At 69.7% G+C, this 17503-nt stretch carries 18 protein-coding genes; 16 read left to right on the forward strand and 2 right to left on the reverse strand.

Features of this window, described 5'->3' with window-relative positions; translation table 11 throughout:
* Positions 1–113 precede the first annotated feature (113 nt).
* The 4 genes from ACZ7LU_RS24510 to ACZ7LU_RS24525 all read left to right on the forward strand — a co-directional run bounded on the left by ACZ7LU_RS24510 (position 114) and on the right by ACZ7LU_RS24525 (position 4752).
* The gene (locus ACZ7LU_RS24510) at positions 114–809 is read left to right on the forward strand and encodes a GntR family transcriptional regulator (protein WP_398302167.1); all 696 of its coding nucleotides are present in this window, start codon (positions 114–116) and stop codon (positions 807–809) included.
* Positions 806–3214, forward strand: a complete 2409-nt coding sequence (locus ACZ7LU_RS24515) for a dolichyl-phosphate beta-glucosyltransferase (protein ID WP_471918015.1) — start codon at positions 806–808, stop codon at positions 3212–3214. The genes ACZ7LU_RS24510 and ACZ7LU_RS24515 overlap by 4 nt, the downstream gene beginning before the upstream one ends.
* 131 nt (positions 3215–3345) lie before the next feature.
* Entirely contained in the window at positions 3346–3996 is a 651-nt protein-coding gene (locus tag ACZ7LU_RS24520; RefSeq protein WP_398302172.1) for a hypothetical protein, read from the forward strand.
* Positions 3997–4080: 84 nt separating this feature from the next.
* Positions 4081–4752, forward strand: coding sequence for a dihydrofolate reductase family protein (locus ACZ7LU_RS24525; protein ID WP_471918016.1), 672 nt, complete (start codon positions 4081–4083; stop codon positions 4750–4752).
* A 29-nt stretch (positions 4753–4781) separates the two neighbouring features.
* On the opposite strand, the gene ACZ7LU_RS24530 is transcribed toward ACZ7LU_RS24525, so the two are convergent.
* A complete protein-coding gene (locus tag ACZ7LU_RS24530) occupies positions 4782–5591 on the reverse strand; it encodes an SLATT domain-containing protein (RefSeq protein WP_471115638.1) in 810 nt (269 codons plus the stop codon).
* Between the two features lie 240 nt (positions 5592–5831).
* Between ACZ7LU_RS24530 and ACZ7LU_RS24535 the strand changes: the two genes are divergently transcribed.
* The 6 genes from ACZ7LU_RS24535 (at position 5832) to fxsT (ending at position 11484) form a co-directional block, all read left to right on the forward strand.
* Positions 5832–6173, forward strand: a complete 342-nt coding sequence (locus tag ACZ7LU_RS24535; protein ID WP_398302177.1) for a YbaB/EbfC family nucleoid-associated protein — start codon at positions 5832–5834, stop codon at positions 6171–6173.
* Positions 6174–6242: 69 nt separating this feature from the next.
* Positions 6243–6842, forward strand: a complete 600-nt coding sequence (recR, locus tag ACZ7LU_RS24540; protein ID WP_164322503.1) for a recombination mediator RecR — start codon at positions 6243–6245, stop codon at positions 6840–6842.
* Positions 6835–7500 carry a DUF5063 domain-containing protein gene (locus ACZ7LU_RS24545; RefSeq protein WP_398302180.1) on the forward strand — a complete coding sequence of 222 codons (666 nt, stop codon included), beginning with the start codon at positions 6835–6837 and terminating at the stop codon, positions 7498–7500. The genes recR and ACZ7LU_RS24545 overlap by 8 nt, the downstream gene beginning before the upstream one ends.
* A gap of 110 nt (positions 7501–7610) precedes the next feature.
* Positions 7611–7772, forward strand: coding sequence for a hypothetical protein (locus ACZ7LU_RS24550; RefSeq protein ID WP_468301337.1), 162 nt, complete (start codon positions 7611–7613; stop codon positions 7770–7772).
* Positions 7773–7821: 49 nt separating this feature from the next.
* Complete coding sequence (locus ACZ7LU_RS24555; protein ID WP_471918017.1) at positions 7822–8136, forward strand: trypco2 family protein; 315 nt, start codon at positions 7822–7824, stop codon at positions 8134–8136.
* A gap of 12 nt (positions 8137–8148) precedes the next feature.
* Positions 8149–11484, forward strand: coding sequence for an FxSxx-COOH system tetratricopeptide repeat protein (gene fxsT / locus ACZ7LU_RS24560; RefSeq protein ID WP_471918018.1), 3336 nt, complete (start codon positions 8149–8151; stop codon positions 11482–11484).
* Here the strand turns inward: fxsT and ACZ7LU_RS24565 are convergent.
* The gene (locus tag ACZ7LU_RS24565; protein ID WP_471918019.1) at positions 11474–11872 is read right to left on the reverse strand and encodes a hypothetical protein; all 399 of its coding nucleotides are present in this window, start codon (positions 11870–11872) and stop codon (positions 11474–11476) included. The two genes, fxsT and ACZ7LU_RS24565, sit on opposite strands and share 11 nt — an antisense overlap.
* 84 nt (positions 11873–11956) lie before the next feature.
* Between ACZ7LU_RS24565 and ACZ7LU_RS24570 the strand changes: the two genes are divergently transcribed.
* The 6 genes from ACZ7LU_RS24570 to ACZ7LU_RS24595 all read left to right on the forward strand — a co-directional run bounded on the left by ACZ7LU_RS24570 (position 11957) and on the right by ACZ7LU_RS24595 (position 17393).
* Complete coding sequence (locus ACZ7LU_RS24570) at positions 11957–12751, forward strand: helix-turn-helix domain-containing protein (protein ID WP_471115629.1); 795 nt, start codon at positions 11957–11959, stop codon at positions 12749–12751.
* Complete coding sequence (locus ACZ7LU_RS24575) at positions 12748–12948, forward strand: DUF397 domain-containing protein (RefSeq protein ID WP_471918020.1); 201 nt, start codon at positions 12748–12750, stop codon at positions 12946–12948. The genes ACZ7LU_RS24570 and ACZ7LU_RS24575 overlap by 4 nt, the downstream gene beginning before the upstream one ends.
* A gap of 274 nt (positions 12949–13222) precedes the next feature.
* The gene (locus ACZ7LU_RS24580; protein WP_471918021.1) at positions 13223–14188 is read left to right on the forward strand and encodes a hypothetical protein; all 966 of its coding nucleotides are present in this window, start codon (positions 13223–13225) and stop codon (positions 14186–14188) included.
* Between the two features lie 50 nt (positions 14189–14238).
* Positions 14239–14817 carry a Uma2 family endonuclease gene (locus tag ACZ7LU_RS24585; RefSeq protein WP_471115620.1) on the forward strand — a complete coding sequence of 193 codons (579 nt, stop codon included), beginning with the start codon at positions 14239–14241 and terminating at the stop codon, positions 14815–14817.
* Between the two features lie 249 nt (positions 14818–15066).
* Complete coding sequence (locus tag ACZ7LU_RS24590) at positions 15067–16338, forward strand: aspartate kinase (RefSeq protein WP_362987897.1); 1272 nt, start codon at positions 15067–15069, stop codon at positions 16336–16338.
* A complete protein-coding gene (locus tag ACZ7LU_RS24595; RefSeq protein WP_398302198.1) occupies positions 16335–17393 on the forward strand; it encodes an aspartate-semialdehyde dehydrogenase in 1059 nt (352 codons plus the stop codon). Before ACZ7LU_RS24590 ends, ACZ7LU_RS24595 begins: the two co-directional genes overlap by 4 nt.
* Positions 17394–17503: the final 110 nt, after the last annotated feature.

Below are 17503 nucleotides of genomic sequence, written 5' to 3' on the forward strand. Positions count from 1 at the left end.
CCGGGGCGGGGCCACCTTCGGGCCCCCGCCCCGAAACCCCGACCGCGTAGTCTGGCGTGCTCGTAAGGGAACACACACGCGACCACGCACCCAGACTCCGCGGGGGAAAACAGATGCCCGGCACCGACGGCCCCGCCGTCATCCGCAGCACTCTGCGCCAGCAGATCGCCGACGCCCTCCGCGACGAGGTCCTGGCCGGCAGGCTCGAGCCGGGCCAGGAGTTCACGGTCAAGGAGATCGCCGAGCAGTACGGCGTCTCCGCGACCCCGGTCCGCGAAGCCCTGGTCAACCTCACCGCGCAGGGCCTCCTCGACGCCGACCAGCACCGCGGCTTCCGCGTCCACGAGCACACCCTGGACGACTACCGGGGCATGCTGGAGGCCCGCGGCCTCGTCGCCGACGGCATCTTCCGCGACCTCACGGAGCACGGCGCCCGCCGCGACGTCGGCGACGCCCTCCTCTCCGTGCGCCGCCGCGGCGAGGAGGCGGCCCGCGCGGCCTGCGCCGGCGACCTCACCGTCCTGATCGGCTACGACCTGCGCTTCTGGCGCGAGCTCAGCGCCCTCTTCGGCAACCCCTACCTCTCCGAGTTCCTGCACCGCCTGCGCGTGAAGTCCTGGGTCTGCGCCGTCACCCACCTGCGGCGCTGGAGCGACCTCAACGGCGGCGACCTGCGCGGCCTGCTCTGGTCCCGGCACACCGAGCTCGTCGACGCGCTGGTGCACCACGACCCGGCGGCCGCCCACGGGATCGTCGTCGAGTACAACGCGCACTCCCTGTCCCTCATCGAGCGGCTGGCCGCTGCATGAGCGTGGACCTGACAGTCGTCGTTCCCGCGTACAACGAGGAGCGGCGCCTGGGCCCCACGCTGGCCGCGCTCCGCGACCACCTCGACCTGACGTGCCGGGGCGGGTGGGAGCTGATCGTCGTCGACGACGGCTCGACCGACCGCACCGCGGAGATCGCCGAGGCCGCGGCCGCCGACGACCCCCGCGTCCAGCTCGTCCGCGGCGACCGCAACCGCGGCAAGGGCCACGCGCTGCGCCTCGGCGTCCTCGCCTCGTACGGCCGCCGCGTCCTGGTCACCGACGCCGACCTCGCCGCGCCCATCGAGGAGCTCGACCACCTCGACAAGGCGCTCGCCGACGGCAACGCGGCCGCGATCGGCTCCCGCGCCCGCCCCGGCGCGACCATCGGCGCCCACCAGCACCGGCTGCGCGAGCTCCTCGGCCGGACCGGCAACTTCCTCATACGCACGGTCGCCGTCCCCGGAATCCGCGACACCCAGTGCGGCTTCAAGCTCTTCGACGGCGACCGGGCCCGCGAGGCGTTCGCCGCGTCCAGGCTGCACGGCTGGGGCATCGACGTCGAGATACTGCAGTACTTCCGGCGGGCCGGCTGGCCCGTCGCCGAGGTGCCCGTGCGCTGGTCCCACCAGGAGGGCTCGAAGGTCCGGCCGCTCGACTACGTGAAGGTCCTCGCCGAGCTGACCCTCCTCAAGGCCCGCGCGGTCCGCCGGGCGGACGTCCTGATCCCCCTCCTCTTCCTGGCCCTGTCCCTCACCCTCTTCTCGGGACGCTGGACGGACCCGGCCCACCGCTACTTCCCCGACTCCATGCAGGACCAGAACCAGTGGGAGTGGTTCTTCGCGGTGACGGCGGACAACGTCCGCCACCTGAACAACCCCCTGTTCACCACCCTCCAGAACGTCCCGGACGGCGTGAACCTCATGGCCAACACGGTCATGCTCGGCCTCTCCGTCCCGCTCGCCCCCCTGACCTGGCTCCTCGGCCCTGCGGTCGCCCTGAACGTGGCGATGACCGGCGGCCTCGCCGCCACCGCCCTCACCTGGTACCGGCTGATCCGCAAGCGTCTCGTCCCGCACCGGGGCGCCGCCGCCACCGGCGCGGTCCTCGCCGCCTTCGCGCCCCCGATGGTCAGCCACGCCAACGCCCACCCGAACTTCATCGTCCTGTTCATGATCCCGCTGATCATCGAGCGGGCGCTGCGGCTCTGCGAGGGCACCCGGGTCGTACGCGACGGAGTCGTCCTCGGCCTCTTCACGACGTACCAGATCTTCCTCGGCGAGGAACCGCTCCTCCTCGCCGCGCTCGGCATGCTGCTCTTCGCCCTCGCGTACGCGGCCGTACGCAGAGACGTGGCGAGGGAGGCCTGGCGCCCGCTCGCGCGCGGCCTCGCGATCGCCCTCGCGGTGACGATCCCGCTGGTCGCCTTCCCCCTGTACTGGCAGTTCTTCGGGCCGCAGAGCTACAAGAGCGTCCTGCACGGCGACAACGCGGGCAACAGCCCGCTCGCGTTCCTCTCCTTCGCCGAGCGCTCCCTCGCGGGCAGCGACGCGACCGCCGACCACCTCGCCATGAACCCCACCGAGGAGAACGCCTTCTTCGGCTGGCCGCTCGCCGCCCTGGCCTTCGCGATCGTCGTACGCCTCTGGGAGCGCACGGTGGTCAAGGCGCTCGCGTTCACCGTGGTCGGCGCCGCGCTGCTCTCGCTCGGACCGAAGTTCCGCATTCCGCTGACGGACACCGTCCTGCCCGGCCCGTGGGCGGCACTCTCCGACCTGCCTCTCTTCGAGTCCGTCATCGAGTCGCGCGTGGCGATGGTGTGCGCACCGGCGCTCGGCATGCTGCTCGCGCTGGCGCTCGCCGGCCTGCTGTCCGCCCCCCGGCGCATGCACCGGTACGCGGGTCTCGCGGCCGTCGCCGTCGCGCTGCTGCCGATCGTGCCCGCGCCGCTGAAGGCCGTGGACCGGACCGACGTGCCGCCGTTCATCGCGCAGGGCACCTGGCGCTCGTACCTGGGCGACGGCGAGAGTCTCGTCCCGGTGCCGGTCCCCGACCCGGGCAACGCGGAGGGCCTGCACTGGCAGACCACCGCCGGCCTGGGCTTCCGCATCCCGGGCGGCTACTTCAACGGCCCCTGGGGCCCCGACCGCGTCGGCATCTACGGCCCCACCCCCACGAACACGTCGAACCTGCTGGGACACGTCCGCTCCACGGGCCGCATCCCCAAGATCACGTCCGCCTGGCGCGAGGCGGTCCGCAGGGACCTGACGTTCTGGAACGCGGGCGTCCTGGTCCTGGCGCCGCAGGAGAACGACACGGAACTGCGCACGACCGTGGACGCGCTCGTCGGCCGTCACGGAAAGTGGGTGGGCGGCGTATGGATATGGGACCTGCACCAGGGCAGCTAGAGGACCAGAGGCCCGACTACGCTGCCTGCACGCGAAGCAACACTCCGCGACTGCCTGCACGCGGAGTCGACAATCCGCAACGAAAGCTCACTCGTACCGTCCGTCGCCCGACCTGACCCGAGGAGTCCTTCTTGGCCTGCGACCTGTGGCTGGTCCCGCTCGTCGACGTGCTGTGCCACAGCGCCGACAACCCCTTCGCGGAAGAGCTCGCCGTCTACGACAAGGCGCTGCACGAGGCGGGACTCCCGCCCGTCCCCGTCTTCGCCTACATGCCCGGCCTGTCGGGCGACGTGGCCCCGGTCGCGGGCTTCGACTACGACGCACTGCATTTCCTGCGCCGCGCGTACCTCCTCCAGATCTGCGGCCTGGAGGTCACGCCGGTGGACGCGCTCGGCGGTGACTACGAACAGCTCCTGGAGATGTTCGACGCCACGGCCCAGCAGTCGCACCTGGTCTGGCACTACGACCACGCGGGCGCGTACGTCCCCGTGGACTTCCCCGCCCCGCTCTCGAACGACGAGCTGCTCGCGGGTGGCGGCCCCCTCGGCTCCTCCCAGGCGCTCCTGCGCGAGCTGGAGTACGTGGCCCCCTCGATCGGCATAGACCCCGCCAACCCACCCCTGCCCCCGGCCCCGCCCGCGGCCCCCACCTCCCTGGAGGAACCGGCGGCCCCGCCCCCGCCGGACGCGAGCCCCTTCGCGAGGGAACGCCACGTCTGGCTGGGCCTGCACGCGGCGGCGACCCGCAGCCTGGCGCAGGGCTCAATGATCATCTACAGCTAGCGATGACTTTCCGCGTCTCGCCCGGTCTACCGATCTGACTGTCGTACACGACCGACTGCCAGAGGCAGCAACAGGAGGAGCCACGTGAGTCAGCCGAGTCAGCCGAGTCAGCCGAGTCAGCTACTGAAGGTGCAGAACTTCACGGTTTCGCAGGACGGGTTCGGTGCCGGTGAGGGCCAGAGCCTGGAGCGGCCCTTCGGCCACGCGGACCCCCGGGAGCTGATGACCTGGGCGGGCGCGACGGCGAGCTGGCCGAACCGCAAGGACGCGGGCGGGAGCCGCGGTCTCGACGACTACTTCACGCGGGACTTCTCCCACAACATCGGCGCCGAGATCATGGGCCGCAACAAGTTCGGGCCGCAGCGCGGGCCCTGGCAGGACCACGAGTGGCGCGGCTGGTGGGGCGAGGAGCCGCCGTTCCACACGCCGGTGTTCGTGATGACGCACCACGAGCGCCCTTCGTTCACGCTCTCCGACACCACGTTCCACTTCGTCGGCGGCGACCCCGCCGCGGTCCTGGAGCGGGCCCGGGAGGCGGCCGAGGGCAAGGACGTGCGGCTCGGCGGCGGCGCCACGGTCATCCGCCAGTTCCTGGCAGCCCGCCTGATCGACACGCTGCACGTGGTGGTCACCCCGGTAAAGCTGGGCTCCGGCGTCCGCCTCTGGGATTCCCCCGACGACCTCCTCGACCGCTACCACCTGGACATCGTCCCAAGCCCGAGCGGCGTGACCCACCACGTGTTCTGGCGCAGGTGACCTGACCGACGTACGCGCTGATCGGCCGGTCAGCGCGGCTCCGGTGGGCGCTGTCGGGGCATGTTCGGGCGGGCTCCGGGTGGCAGCGGGAACCGTCCGGGGTAGGCGGGTGCCTCGCGGGGCGGGCCGCCCGGGGTCATCGCCTGCATGGCCAGCGGCACGGGCCCGGCCCGGAACTCCACCATCCAGTCGGAGGTCTCCGCCCGCACCAGCTCCGTCACGTCGTCGGAGAACCTGCGCAGCACCCCGAGGCACCGCTCGGCCGCTTCCCCGGCGGTGCCCTCGGTGGGCCCGAGCACCTCCCGCACGCTCTCCGACGCCCAGTCGAACTGCAGCACCTGCAGCCGCCGCTGCACGGCCTGCGCGGTCGCCACGTCCCGCATCCACCCGGACGTGAGCCCGAAGAACCGGTCGCACCCCACGCACGCCACCCCGGCGAGCAGCGACACGAACCCCCAGGAGGCCTCGGGCCCGGCCACCGCGGCCAGATCGAGCAGCGGCAGCACGCCGGCGCCCACGGCGCCCAGCGCGGCGCCCACCCGCAGCAGCCGGGCCGCGCGCCGCTTGCGGCCGCGGTCGGCGAGATACCACTCGGCGGTGTCGAGGGCGCCGCGCTCCACCCACCGGTACAGCTCGTCGAGGCGCGCGGCGGGCTCACCCCAGTCGCCGAGGGGAAAGGCCCGCCCGGTCAGATCCCCGAACCGCGCGCCAGCCCCCGCACCCGGCCTCGCACCAGGCCCCGCCCCCGGTCCCGGAGAGGCGCCCGCCCCCGAACCCTGCCCCTCGGGGGGCACCCCCTCAGGGGGCATCCCCTCGGGCTGCATCTCCGGCTGGCTCACCCGGCACTCCTCTACGAGATCGCGCGTATCGACACTAAGTCCTACCGCCCAATGGGTGGCCATGAGCCCGGATTCACGGCTTTTCCGCCCGGAAGAGGTGCTTGATCAGGTATAGGAAGACGGCTGATCTCACTCGAAAGAGTGCTGGAGCGACGCGCCCGCCGACCACGTAGGCTCGTTCCAGGCGGAAACCCCGCCAGATGGACCCGTACCCACGGACCGTACGAAACGGAGCTGATCGTGATCCCCGGTGGTGGCCAGCCCAACATGCAGCAGCTGCTCCAGCAGGCCCAGAAGATGCAGCAGGACCTCGCGGCGGCGCAGGAGGAACTGGCACGCACGGAGGTGGACGGCCAGGCGGGCGGCGGCCTCGTCAAGGCGACGGTGACCGGCTCCGGCGAGCTGCGCGGCCTGGTGATCGACCCGAAGGCGGTCGACCCCGAGGACACGGAGACGCTGGCGGACCTGGTCGTCGCGGCGGTCCAGGCGGCCAACGAGAACGCGCAGGCGCTGCAGCAGGAGAAGCTCGGCCCGCTGGCCCAGGGCCTGGGCGGCGGCGGCATCCCGGGCCTTCCCTTCTAAGAAACCCCCCGGCCAACTACCGTACGTAGAAGGCAGACACCCTCGGCAGCACTACAGGAAAGGCGTTCCGTGTACGAAGGCGTGGTTCAGGACCTCATCGACGAGTTGGGCAGGCTGCCCGGCGTCGGTCCCAAGAGCGCGCAGCGGATCGCCTTCCACATCCTCCAGACGGAGCCCACGGACGTGCGCCGCCTGGCGCACGCGCTCCTGGAGGTCAAGGACAAGGTCCGCTTCTGCGCGACCTGCGGGAACGTCGCGCAGGAAGAGCTCTGCAACATCTGCAGAGACCCCCGCCGGGACCCCTCCGTCATCTGCGTGGTCGAGGAGCCGAAGGACGTGGTCGCGATCGAGCGGACGCGGGAATTCCGCGGTCGCTACCACGTCCTGGGCGGCGCGATCAGCCCGATCGAGGGCGTGGGCCCGGACGACCTGCGCATACGAGAACTCCTCGCGCGCCTGGCCGACGGCACGGTCACGGAGCTGATCCTGGCGACGGACCCGAACCTGGAGGGCGAGGCGACGGCGACGTACCTCGCGCGCATGATCAAGCCCATGGGCCTGAAGGTCACCCGCCTGGCCAGCGGACTCCCTGTCGGGGGAGATCTGGAATACGCGGACGAGGTCACCCTGGGCCGCGCCTTCGAGGGGAGACGACTCCTAGATGTCTGACGCCACGCTGCACGCGACTGCCCAGAACCAGAACCCGGACGACTTCGCGGTTCAGATCTCCGACCAGATCGAGAGCTTCATCGTCTCGGTCCGCGAGGTGGCGAAGGGCGACGAGCCGGACTCGGCCGTGCCCTTCCTCCTCCTGGAGGTCTCCCAGCTCCTCCTGGCCGGCGGCCGCCTGGGCGCCCACGAGGACATCGTCCCCGAGGAGCGGTACGAGCCGGACCTCGGCCCGGAACAGGACGTCGACGACCTCCGCGAACGCCTGGCCCTCCTCCTGGACCCGATCGACGTCTACTCCGAGGTCTTCGACCCGTACGAGCCCCGCAAGGCCCCGGTCCCCTGCCGCATCTCGGACGACCTGGCCGACGTGGTCGCGGACCTCTCCCACGGCCTGGCCCACTACCGCGCGGGCCGCACCACGGAGGCCCTGTGGTGGTGGCAGTTCTCCTACTTCTCGAACTGGGGCTCCACAGCCTCCGGCGCCCTCCGAGCCCTCCAGTCCCTGGTCGCCCACGTCCGCCTGAACCAGCCCCTGGAAGACCTCGACGGCCTGGACACGGACGAGGACCTGGCAGCGGAGGGCCTGGAGGAGGAAGCGGGCAAGGTAATGGCAGAGGAGATCGCGGGACCACTGGGCCTCAGGACGGTGAAGTAACCCCGGCTTCGGCCTCGGCTTCTGTGCGGGGGCGCGGCACACAGCCGTGCCCAAGGGGAGGCCTTCACCGTTTCACTCGTCGAGCCGATCACACGACGATGGGGGGCCCGATGAGCCGTTACAGCAGTTGGCCTGACGTGAAGCGCCGGATGCGCGAATGCCGCCCTGAGGTGCCCGACGCCGAATGGGCGGACCGCAAGCAGGCGGCGCGCAAGGCGACCGAGGCGTACGTGCTGGAACACCGGAAGTCGCCGATCCGGGACCCCAGTTGAAGGCTCGGCGCTACGCTGAGTCACACAGCTGCGCTAGGGAGCGGGGGCCATGGCGGACGAAGCGTGGGTAGGGCTGGCCGAGGCGATCGGGGCGGTGCGGGCGGAGTTGGGGCGGGCGGCCGAGGAAGGCCGCGGGCAGGAACTCCAATTCAGTACGGGGCCCGTGGAACTGGAATTCACCGTCGACGTGCGCAAGGACGGGGAGGCCCGCGCGAAGGTTCTCGTGCTCCCCTTCGGGGCCGAGGCGAAGGCGGCGCGGTCCAAGGGGACAGTGAATCGGCTCAAGGTGACGTTGCAGCCCATCGACCCGGAGACGGGTGAGGACGCGCGGGTCGGGGACGACGTGGGGGAGCGGCCCCGGTAGGGCGGCCACGTCATGGACGTACGACGTGTCGTGGAGATCTGGAACCCGGGCGAAGGCAGGGCGGGCACAGGCTATCTGGTCGCGGACGGGATCGTCCTCACGGCGCTGCACAACGTCCGGGGTGCCGGGGGGCTGGAGGTCCGCCGACTCGACCCGGTTGGGCACGAGCAGTGGACCGAAGCCGAACTGCTCTGGCCTGAGCCCGCGCCGGACCCGCAGCCGGACGCGGCACTGATCCGCGTGACGGGCGCGTCCTGGGCGCCGCTGCCGCCCGGTGCCGCCCCCCTGCGGTGGGGCCGCATCGATGCGACCGTCACCGAGAGCCGACTCGGCTGCCTGGCCGTCGGCTTCCCGCGTTCCGAAGTGCGGGACGGCGTCCGGGACACGAAGGAGATCCGGGGCCACGTCGAGACCCTGACCGGCCTGAAGTCGGGCGGCGACGTGATCACCGCGCACGTCGACCGGGTCGCGGCCCCCAGTAAACCGGGCGAGAAGTCGCGCTGGTCGGGAGCCTCCGGCGCGGCACTGTTCGCACGCGGCCGGCTCGTCGGCGTCGTTACGACCGACCGCGCGCGGGACTACGAGGGGGACCAGCTCACGGCGGTCTCCGTGGCATCGCTCGCCGCGCGGCCCGGCTTCGCGATAGCGGTGAAGGCGGCGGGCGGTGACCTGGTCCTGGAGGACGTCAGGGCGACGGACGCCGACGCGGACGTGCCGCGCACGGCGTACGACGTCGAGGTGCCCCGGGGGATGCACAACCTTCCCGACCTGCCGTCACGGTTCTTCGTCGGCCGCGAAGAGGCACTCGCCACGCTCGGCCGCGCCCTGTCCGAGGGCTCCCAGACGATCACCCAGACCCTGCATGGCCTCGGCGGCGTCGGAAAGACGACGCTGGCGCTGCACTACGCCCACGCCAACCGGCACGCGTACCGGCTGGTGTGGTGGCTCCGCGCGGACACGCCCGATTTGATCGACACGGGTCTGGCGGCGCTCGCCGCTCGCCTGCGAGGAGATCGCGCCCCCACCCTCACCACGGTGCAGGCGGCCTCCTGGGCCATCGGATGGTTGCAGACCCACCCGGGCTGGCTACTGGTCTTCGACAACGCGGAGAAACCGGAGGACGTCCGGTCGGTCACGGGACAACTCCGCGATGTCGGTCGGCAGTTGATCACCAGCCGCTGCAAGGGTGGTTGGCCGGGCGACCCCCTCGCGCTCCCGGTGCTGGACGCCGAAGCCTCACTGGACCTGCTCGCCCGTCTGACGGACGGTGGCGACGAGGAGGAGGACGCTCGGCCCCTGGCCGAGGACTTGGGTCACCTGCCCCTCGCTCTGGAGCAGGCGGGCGCCTTCATCGCGCAGACCTCGATCACGATCGGGGAATACCGCGAGATGCTCCGCGTGTACGGGAGGCACATCACGGACGCCGCACCCGAGGGCTCGAACCCCATGCGGACGATGGCCCGGATCTGGCGCATCACCCTGGACGTCCTCCAGGAGCGGGATCCGCGGGCCGTGCACCTCCTCCGCATCGCGGCCTGGTACGCCCCGACAGGCATCCCTCGTGATCTCTTCACCCCGCTCGCCGAGAACCCCGTCGACCTGGCCCGACTCCTCGCTCTCGTGGCCAACTACAACATGATCACCCTCGATCGCTCGTCCCTCGGCGTCCACCGTCTCGTCCAGACAGTGGCCCGTACGCCGTCGGAGGACGACCCGCACCGCACCGAACCCCTGGTCACCGCGGCTCGCGACCAAGCTGCGGTTTGGATGTGCCACATGCTCGTGGGCGACCCGTCGGGTGATGTGGCCGCATGGCCGACCTGGAGAAGGTACTTGCCGCACGCCGAAGCCCTGTTCGAGGCTTGGCGTTCTGCCGATGACACAGAAGACACTTGTCTGCTGCTCAATCAGGTGGCGTCTTACCTCGAAGGGCAAGGGGAGGTCCGTAAGGCCATCAGGCTCTTCCACCGCGGTGCGGAATCTGCGACTCGGTTGTTTGGTGAGGACCACCCGGACACGTTGAGGCTGCGGAACAACCTGGCGGGCGCCTATGAGACAGCCGGCGATGTGGGTCGTGCGATTCCTCTGTATGAGCAGGGGGTGAGTGGTTTGCGGCGGACCTTGGGTGAGGACCACCCGGACACGTTGAAGGCGCGGAACAACCTGGCTTTCGCGTACAGGACGGCGGGCGACGTGACTCGCGCGATTTCCCAGTATGAGCAGCTGTCGGATGATTTGCGGCGGGTCTTGGGTGAGGACCACCCGGACACGTTGAAGGCGCGGAACAACCTGGCTTTCGCGTACAGGACGGCGGGCGACGTGACTCGCGCGATCCCTTTGTACGAGGAGACCTTGGCTACGCGGCTGCGAGTCTTGGGTCCGGATCACCCCGGCACTCTGTCGTCACGGAACAACCTGGCGGGCGCCTACGACGCGGCGGGTGATCTGGGTCGTGCGATTGCCCTGTACGAGGAGACGTTGGCCGCGCGGCTGCGGGTGTTGGGTTCGGATCACCCGGACACTCTGTCGTCACGAAACAACCTGGCAGGCACCTATCAGGCGGCGGGTGACGTGGTTCGTGCGGTCGCCCTGTACGAACAGATCGTGGTGGACAGCGTCCGCGTGTTGGGTGCGGATCACCCGAATACGCTGACGTCGCAGAACAATCTCGCCTTTGCCTATGCGTCCGCAGGTGATGCGGAACGTGCGCTTGAGTTGTATGAACAGGTGCTGGCCGACTGCGTTCGAGTATTGGGCGCGGACCACCCGCATTCACTGGGGGCGCGGAACAACCTTGCCTTGGCCTACGACTCGACAGGTGAAGCGGTACGTGCGCTTGAGTTGTATGAGCAGGTGTGGTCGGACTGTGACCGAGTACTGGGTGCGGACCACCCGCAGACGCTGATGTCGCGGAACAACCTGGCGGGCGCGTACAAGCGGACGGGCGATATGGGACGTGCGCTTGAGTTGTATGAGCAGGTGTGGTCGGACTGTGACCGAGTACTGGGTGCGGATCACCCGCAGACGCTGATGTCGCGGAACAACCTGGCGGGGGCGTGCGTAGTGGTGGGGGACAATGAACGCGCGATTTCCCTGTACGAGAAGACGTTGGCAGCTCGGTTGCGGGTGCTGGGCGAGGATCACCCCGACACACTGACGTCACGGAACAACCTGGCGGGCGCCTATGACGCGGCGGGTGACGTGGAGCGTGCGATCCCCGTGTACGAGCAGGCGTTGAGCGACTGTATTCGGGTGCTGGGGGCGGAGCATTCGACCACTGTGGTCGTGCGTCGGAATCTGGCTGCTGTGCGTGCCAGGAACTGGAAGTTCAGGAAGCCTACGGACTGACCGAATCCAGGACTCCCAGGAGGCGGACCGGTGCCACGTATGGCGCCGTCGGTGTCGGCTCGGAGTACCAGAGCAAGGGCCACGTGTTGCCGTTCAGGGCCGGTACGCCGATGTACGTCACCGTGCGCGGTGTCCCGAAGCGTTGTACGCCGAGCGGCCATGTGTGGTCCTTGGCGGTGCCTGGCGGGACCAGGAAGTACATCCAACGGAACCCCGTCGCCTCGCAGATGACGGGGCCGGCGTCCCCGTCCGCCTCGGCTACCAGTCGTGCGGCGACCTGTTCCCCTCGTACGCCCTGAATCCGGAGCGTGTCGAAGTGCACGCCCGACACCCGGAGTTGGTGGCCCGCCACCGGGACCCACTCGGGCCAGTGAATTGCGTTCGTCATGGTCACAGGGTGCGGAGCGCGAGGCTACGCTCGGTAGTGACTGAGGGGATACGCGCGTCGGTGTATCCGTCGGAGGTGGTCACTGTGTCCGTTCAGTACAACCCGACCTGGCGGTACAGCGGGAACCAGCTGAAGCGGTGGCGGATGAAGGCGAACGTCACGCGCGAGGAGTTGGGCGCCGCCGCGAATTACGCGCCGGACACCATCAAAGCCATGGAGCAAGGTGTTCGGATGCCGACGTCTCGGGTGCTGGATGCGGCGGACGGGCTGTGCGGGGCGGATGGGCTGTTGAGCGCGGCGAAGGATTACGTGAAGGCGGAGAAGTTCCCGCCTCGGGCCCAGGACTTCATGGAGTACGAGCAGCAGGCAATCAGCTTGTGGTGGTACGAAGTCGCGCTGGTTCCGGGCTTGCTGCAGACCGAGGCGTACGCCCGGAGCCTGATCGGCAATCGCTGCCCGCCGCTGGATGAAGAGACAGTGAATGAGCGAGTTGCCGCACGCATCGAGAGGCAGGCGCTGCTGACGCGTAAGTCGCCGGTGGCATGCAGCTTCGTGCTGTACGAGGCCGTGCTTCGTGGGCCGCACGTGGACAAGGCACAGGTCGCCCAATTGCTGGAGCTGGGGCGGCGCTGCAACATCACTGTCCAGGTGCTGCCATTCGACCGTGCCATTCCGTCTGCTCTCCTGGGAGCGATGGTGTTGCTGGAGACCGACGAGCGCGAGCGGTATGCCTTCAGTGAAGGCCAGTTGGCGTCTCAGCTGACCTCGGAGCCGGAAGTGGTCGGCGTGTACACGGAACGGATTAGCATGCTCAGGGCAGAGGCTCTCAGCGCTGCTGAGTCGGTCCGGTTCATCGAGCGGATGGTGGGAGAGCAGTGAGCGAGCGGCTGGCGTGGTTCAAGTCGAGCTACAGCGATGACGAGGGCGGTGCCTGCCTTGAAGTCGCCATCGACCGGCACACGTCCACCCCCACCGCCCTCCACATCCGCGACTCGAAGCTCCCCGCGAGCCCCGAGGTCACCGTCTCCGCCTCTGCCTGGGCCACCTTCATCGCCGCAGTTCAGCCCGGGGCTTGAGCCCCGGGACCCGAGCTCTTTCCTGGGACTGGTTCACCGATGAAATGAACCCAACCAACCGGGCCAAAAGGGGAGTTGAGGGTTCCGTCACCCTCAAGAGTGACGTTCCGTAGTCGGCTTGCGCCGGAGTGTGAAGGCGATCTAGGTTCGCGGCAATAGAACGGCCCCGGACGGTGCTACCAACACCGGTCCGAGGCCTAGCCCTACGAATCGAAAGCAGTCGATCGTGGCTTGCGCCAACCCTAATCCCGTCCTCCCCTCCCCGTCCCACCCGATGGCCAAATCGGGGTACGGGAAACGCCTCGCGGGTGACGCGGAACCGGACACCGAGCCCGACTTCGCACACTTGGGCCCCCGCGATGCCGAGTTCGCGACGTTCGTCGATCACCTGCCCGACGGGGCGGCGATGGGGCACAAGGTGCTCGCCGCCGAACACCCCCGCTACGGCCAGCAGGCCACCCGCACGTCCCTCAGGCGCCTCACCGAGGCCGGCCATCTGCGCTGGGTCAAGGAACACATCACCGTCGAGGACAACTCGATGCGGTGGGTGACCAGGACGTACTGGTCACGGGAGCCCAAGTCCCGTAAGTGGTGGGCCGAGTTCGTGCGCACCCGGCACGGGCGGGACGTCACCGACGCCTACCAGCCGGGCCTGGCAAGGGTGTCCGAGTCGGAGCCGGAAGAGGTGACGGCCCCCACCCCCGAGACCCCCGAACCCAGCGCAGCGCACCGTACCCTCGCCCAACTCCGGGCCGCCGACCGCCGCATGGCCCTCTCCGAGGCGGAATGCACGCAGCTCGCGCCCCGCGCGGCCGAGTGGCTGGAACGAGGCGCGACCCCGTCCGACATCACACGCGCCCTCACCGAAGGGCTGCCGCCCACCGTCACCAACCCGGGCGGTCTCGCCCGGACCAGACTGGAGAACAAGATGCCTCCCAAGCGTCAGGCCCCCGCCAAGGCACGCGCCCGCGTCACCCGCGCCGTCATGATCTGCCCGTTCTGCGAGGAGCCCGAGACCTCTGTCGAACTGGTCGACGGGATCTGCACGGACTGCTGCCCCCAGGAGGAACGGTCCGGGTACATCCCGGACACGTTCCTCGCACGGCCGTCGAGCCCGTCGGTCCCGTCGAGCGCCCCGCGCCCGCGCCCGGCGGGATACGACGACGTGGTGGACGTGACCGAGCGGGTCGCGGAGCTGCGTCGCGCCGCCGGGCTGCCGTCGCCCCGGGGCGACGTATGAGCGTGCAGGACGTGCCGGTCCGGGCACCATGGAGTCAAGGAGGCGACGCCATGACCCCCAGGACCACCGACCGGCCCCAGATGTCCGTCGAGGACTTCGAGGAGCTGGCCAGCCGTGCGCCCGAGACGGTGCGGTTGGAGTTCATCAATGGAAAGGTCCAGGTCAAGCCGGTGCCGGATGGTTCCCACGGCCAGATCGTCATGTGGCTGATCAAGCACTGCATGCAGCAGCGCCCCGAGCTTTCCCTCTTCCCCGAGCAGGGCCTCAAGGTCGAGGGCTACCGGAGGGGCCGGGCCCGCCCGGACGGCGTGCTCGCGCCGGACGAGAACTTCGTGGGCCAGGGACAGTGGGCCGAGCCGGCCGGCGTGCTGATGGCCGTGGAGGTCACTTCCTACGACCAGGACGCCGACCGGCGCGACCGCGTCGAGAAGCCCGACGGGTATGCCGCCTCCGGCATCCCGGTGTATCTCCTCGTCGACCGCGACGCGGGTGAGGTCCGGGTGTACGCGGATCCGGAGGCCGGGAGGTACCGCTCCCTCGTCCGGCGGGCGTTCGGCGACGCCGTCGAGCTCCCCGAACCCGTCGGTATCACCCTGGACACGGCCAAGCTCAAGGAGTACGCCGCCTGAGGCCCCCGGCCAGACTCCGCCAGACCCTGTGACGCGCCCCACTTTCCGGAGTGCAGTGCTCCGAACCGGGCATGTGCCAAGCCGAGCGGTCGGAACGTACGCCCCGAAGAGCGGGAACGTACGCCTGCGGTGATCAACTTGTGAGCGGGACATCTCACGATGTGATATCAGCGAGGCGAATTTCGGCCGCTCGTTAGACTGAGCCGACCGCAGTAGTGCGGTGACAGACGGACTGAGCGAGGAGCGCACGTGGGCCTTGTCGTGCAGAAGTACGGAGGCTCCTCCGTAGCCGATGCCGAGGGCATCAAGCGGGTCGCCAAGAGAATTGTCGACGCCAAGAAGAACGGCCACCAGGTCGTTGTCGTGGTGTCGGCGATGGGCGACACGACGGATGAGTTGATCGATCTCGCCGGACAGGTATCCCCGATCCCTGCCGGACGCGAATTCGACATGCTGCTGACCGCCGGTGAGCGGATCTCCATGGCCCTGCTGGCCATGGCGATCAAAAACCTGGGCCACGAGGCCCAGTCGTTCACGGGCAGCCAGGCCGGCGTCATCACCGACTCCGTCCACAACAAAGCGCGGATCATCGATGTGACCCCGGGCCGCATCCGGACCTCGATCGACGAGGGCAACATCGCCATCGTCGCCGGGTTCCAGGGCGTCAGCCAGGAGGGGAAGAACATCACGACCCTCGGGCGCGGCGGGTCGGACACGACCGCGGTCGCCCTCGCCGCCGCCCTCGACGCCGAGGTGTGCGAGATCTACACGGACGTGGACGGCGTCTTCACCGCCGACCCGCGTGTGGTCAAGAAGGCGCGGAAGATCGACTGGATCTCGTTCGAGGACATGCTGGAGCTCGCGAGCTCCGGGTCCAAGGTGCTCCTCCACCGGTGTGTGGAGTACGCACGTCGTTACAACATCCCGATCCATGTGCGGTCCTCGTTCTCGGGGCTTCAGGGCACGTGGGTCAGCAACGAACCGCAAGGGGACCGCAAGGTGGAGCAGGCCATCATCTCCGGTGTCGCGCACGACACCTCCGAGGCCAAGATCACGGTCGTCGGCGTGCCCGACAAGCCGGGCGAGGCCGCCTCGATCTTCCGCGCCATCGCGGACGCCGAGGTCAACATCGACATGGTCGTGCAGAACGTGTCGGCCGCCTCGACGGGCCTGACCGACATCTCCTTCACCCTTCCCAAGGCCGAGGGCCGCAAGGCCATCGACGCCCTGGAGAAGACCCGGTCGGCCATCGGCTTCGACTCCCTCCGCTACGACGACCAGATCGCGAAGATCTCGCTCGTCGGTGCCGGGATGAAGACCAACCCGGGCGTCACCGCGACCTTCTTCGAGGCGCTCAGCGACGCCGGCGTGAACATCGAGCTCATCTCGACCTCCGAGATCCGCATCTCGGTCGTCACCCGCGCCGACGACGTGAACGAAGCCGTGCGTGCCGTGCACACCGCCTTCGGGCTCGACTCCGACACGGACGAGGCCGTCGTCTATGGAGGCACCGGCCGATGAGCCGTAAGCCGACGCTCGCGGTCGTCGGAGCGACCGGGGCCGTCGGCACCGTCATGCTCCAGATCCTGTCGCAGCACGCCGACATCTGGGGCGAGATCAGACTCGTCGCCTCCCCGCGCTCGGCCGGCCGCAAGCTGGCCGTGCGCGGGGCGGAGACCGAGGTCCTTGCCCTGTCCGAGGACGTCTTCGACGGGGTCGACGTCGCCATGTTCGACGTCCCCGACGAGGTGTCCGCGCAGTGGGCGCCCGTCGCCGCAGCCAAGGGCGTCGTCGTGGTCGACAACTCCGCCGCCTTCCGGATGGACCCGGACGTTCCGCTGGTCGTCCCGGAGGTCAACCCGCACGCCGCGCGCGTGCGGCCGCGCGGCATCGTCGCCAACCCGAACTGCACGACGCTCTCGATGATCGTCGCCGTCGGCGCGCTGCACGCCGAGTTCGGCCTGCGCGAGCTGATCGTCTCCTCGTACCAGGCGGTCAGCGGGGCGGGACGCGACGGCATCGATACGTTGCGTCGGCAGCTGAACCTCGTCGCGGGCAGCGAACTGGGCACCAGCCCCGGTGACGTACGCCGTGCCGTGGGAGACGACACCGGCCCCTTCCCGGAGCCCGTGGCGCTGAACGTCGTGCCGTGGGCCGGCTCCCTGAAGGACGACGGCTGGTCGTCCGAGGAGATGAAGGTGCGGGACGAGTCGCGGAAGATCCTCGGCCTGCCCGGGCTCCGCGTCGCCGCCACCTGCGTGCGCGTGCCCGTCGTCACCACCCACTCCCTGACCGTCCACGCGCGCTTCGAGGACGAGGTCACCGTCGACCGGGCACGCGAGATCCTCGCCACCGCGCCCGGCGTCGTGCTGTTCGACAATCCGGCCGCCGGGGAGTTCCCCACACCGGCCGACGTGGTCGGGACCGATCCGACCTGGGTGGGGCGGGTGCGGCGCGCCCTGGACGACCCCACCGCGCTGGAGCTCTTCGTCTGCGGGGACAACCTGCGCAAGGGCGCCGCGCTGAACACCGCGCAGATCGCCGAGCTGGTGGCCGGGGAGTTCACGGCCGGTTGAGTCCGCGGCCGGTTGGGCCGAACGACCGTCCGGAGCGCGCGGATTACGCGGATTGGTACATACCACCCCACGGGCGAGCCCTTTGTGGGATCTGTGTAAGTTCTGTGTCC

The sequence above is a fragment of the Streptomyces sp. NPDC039462 genome, from assembly GCF_055639375.1.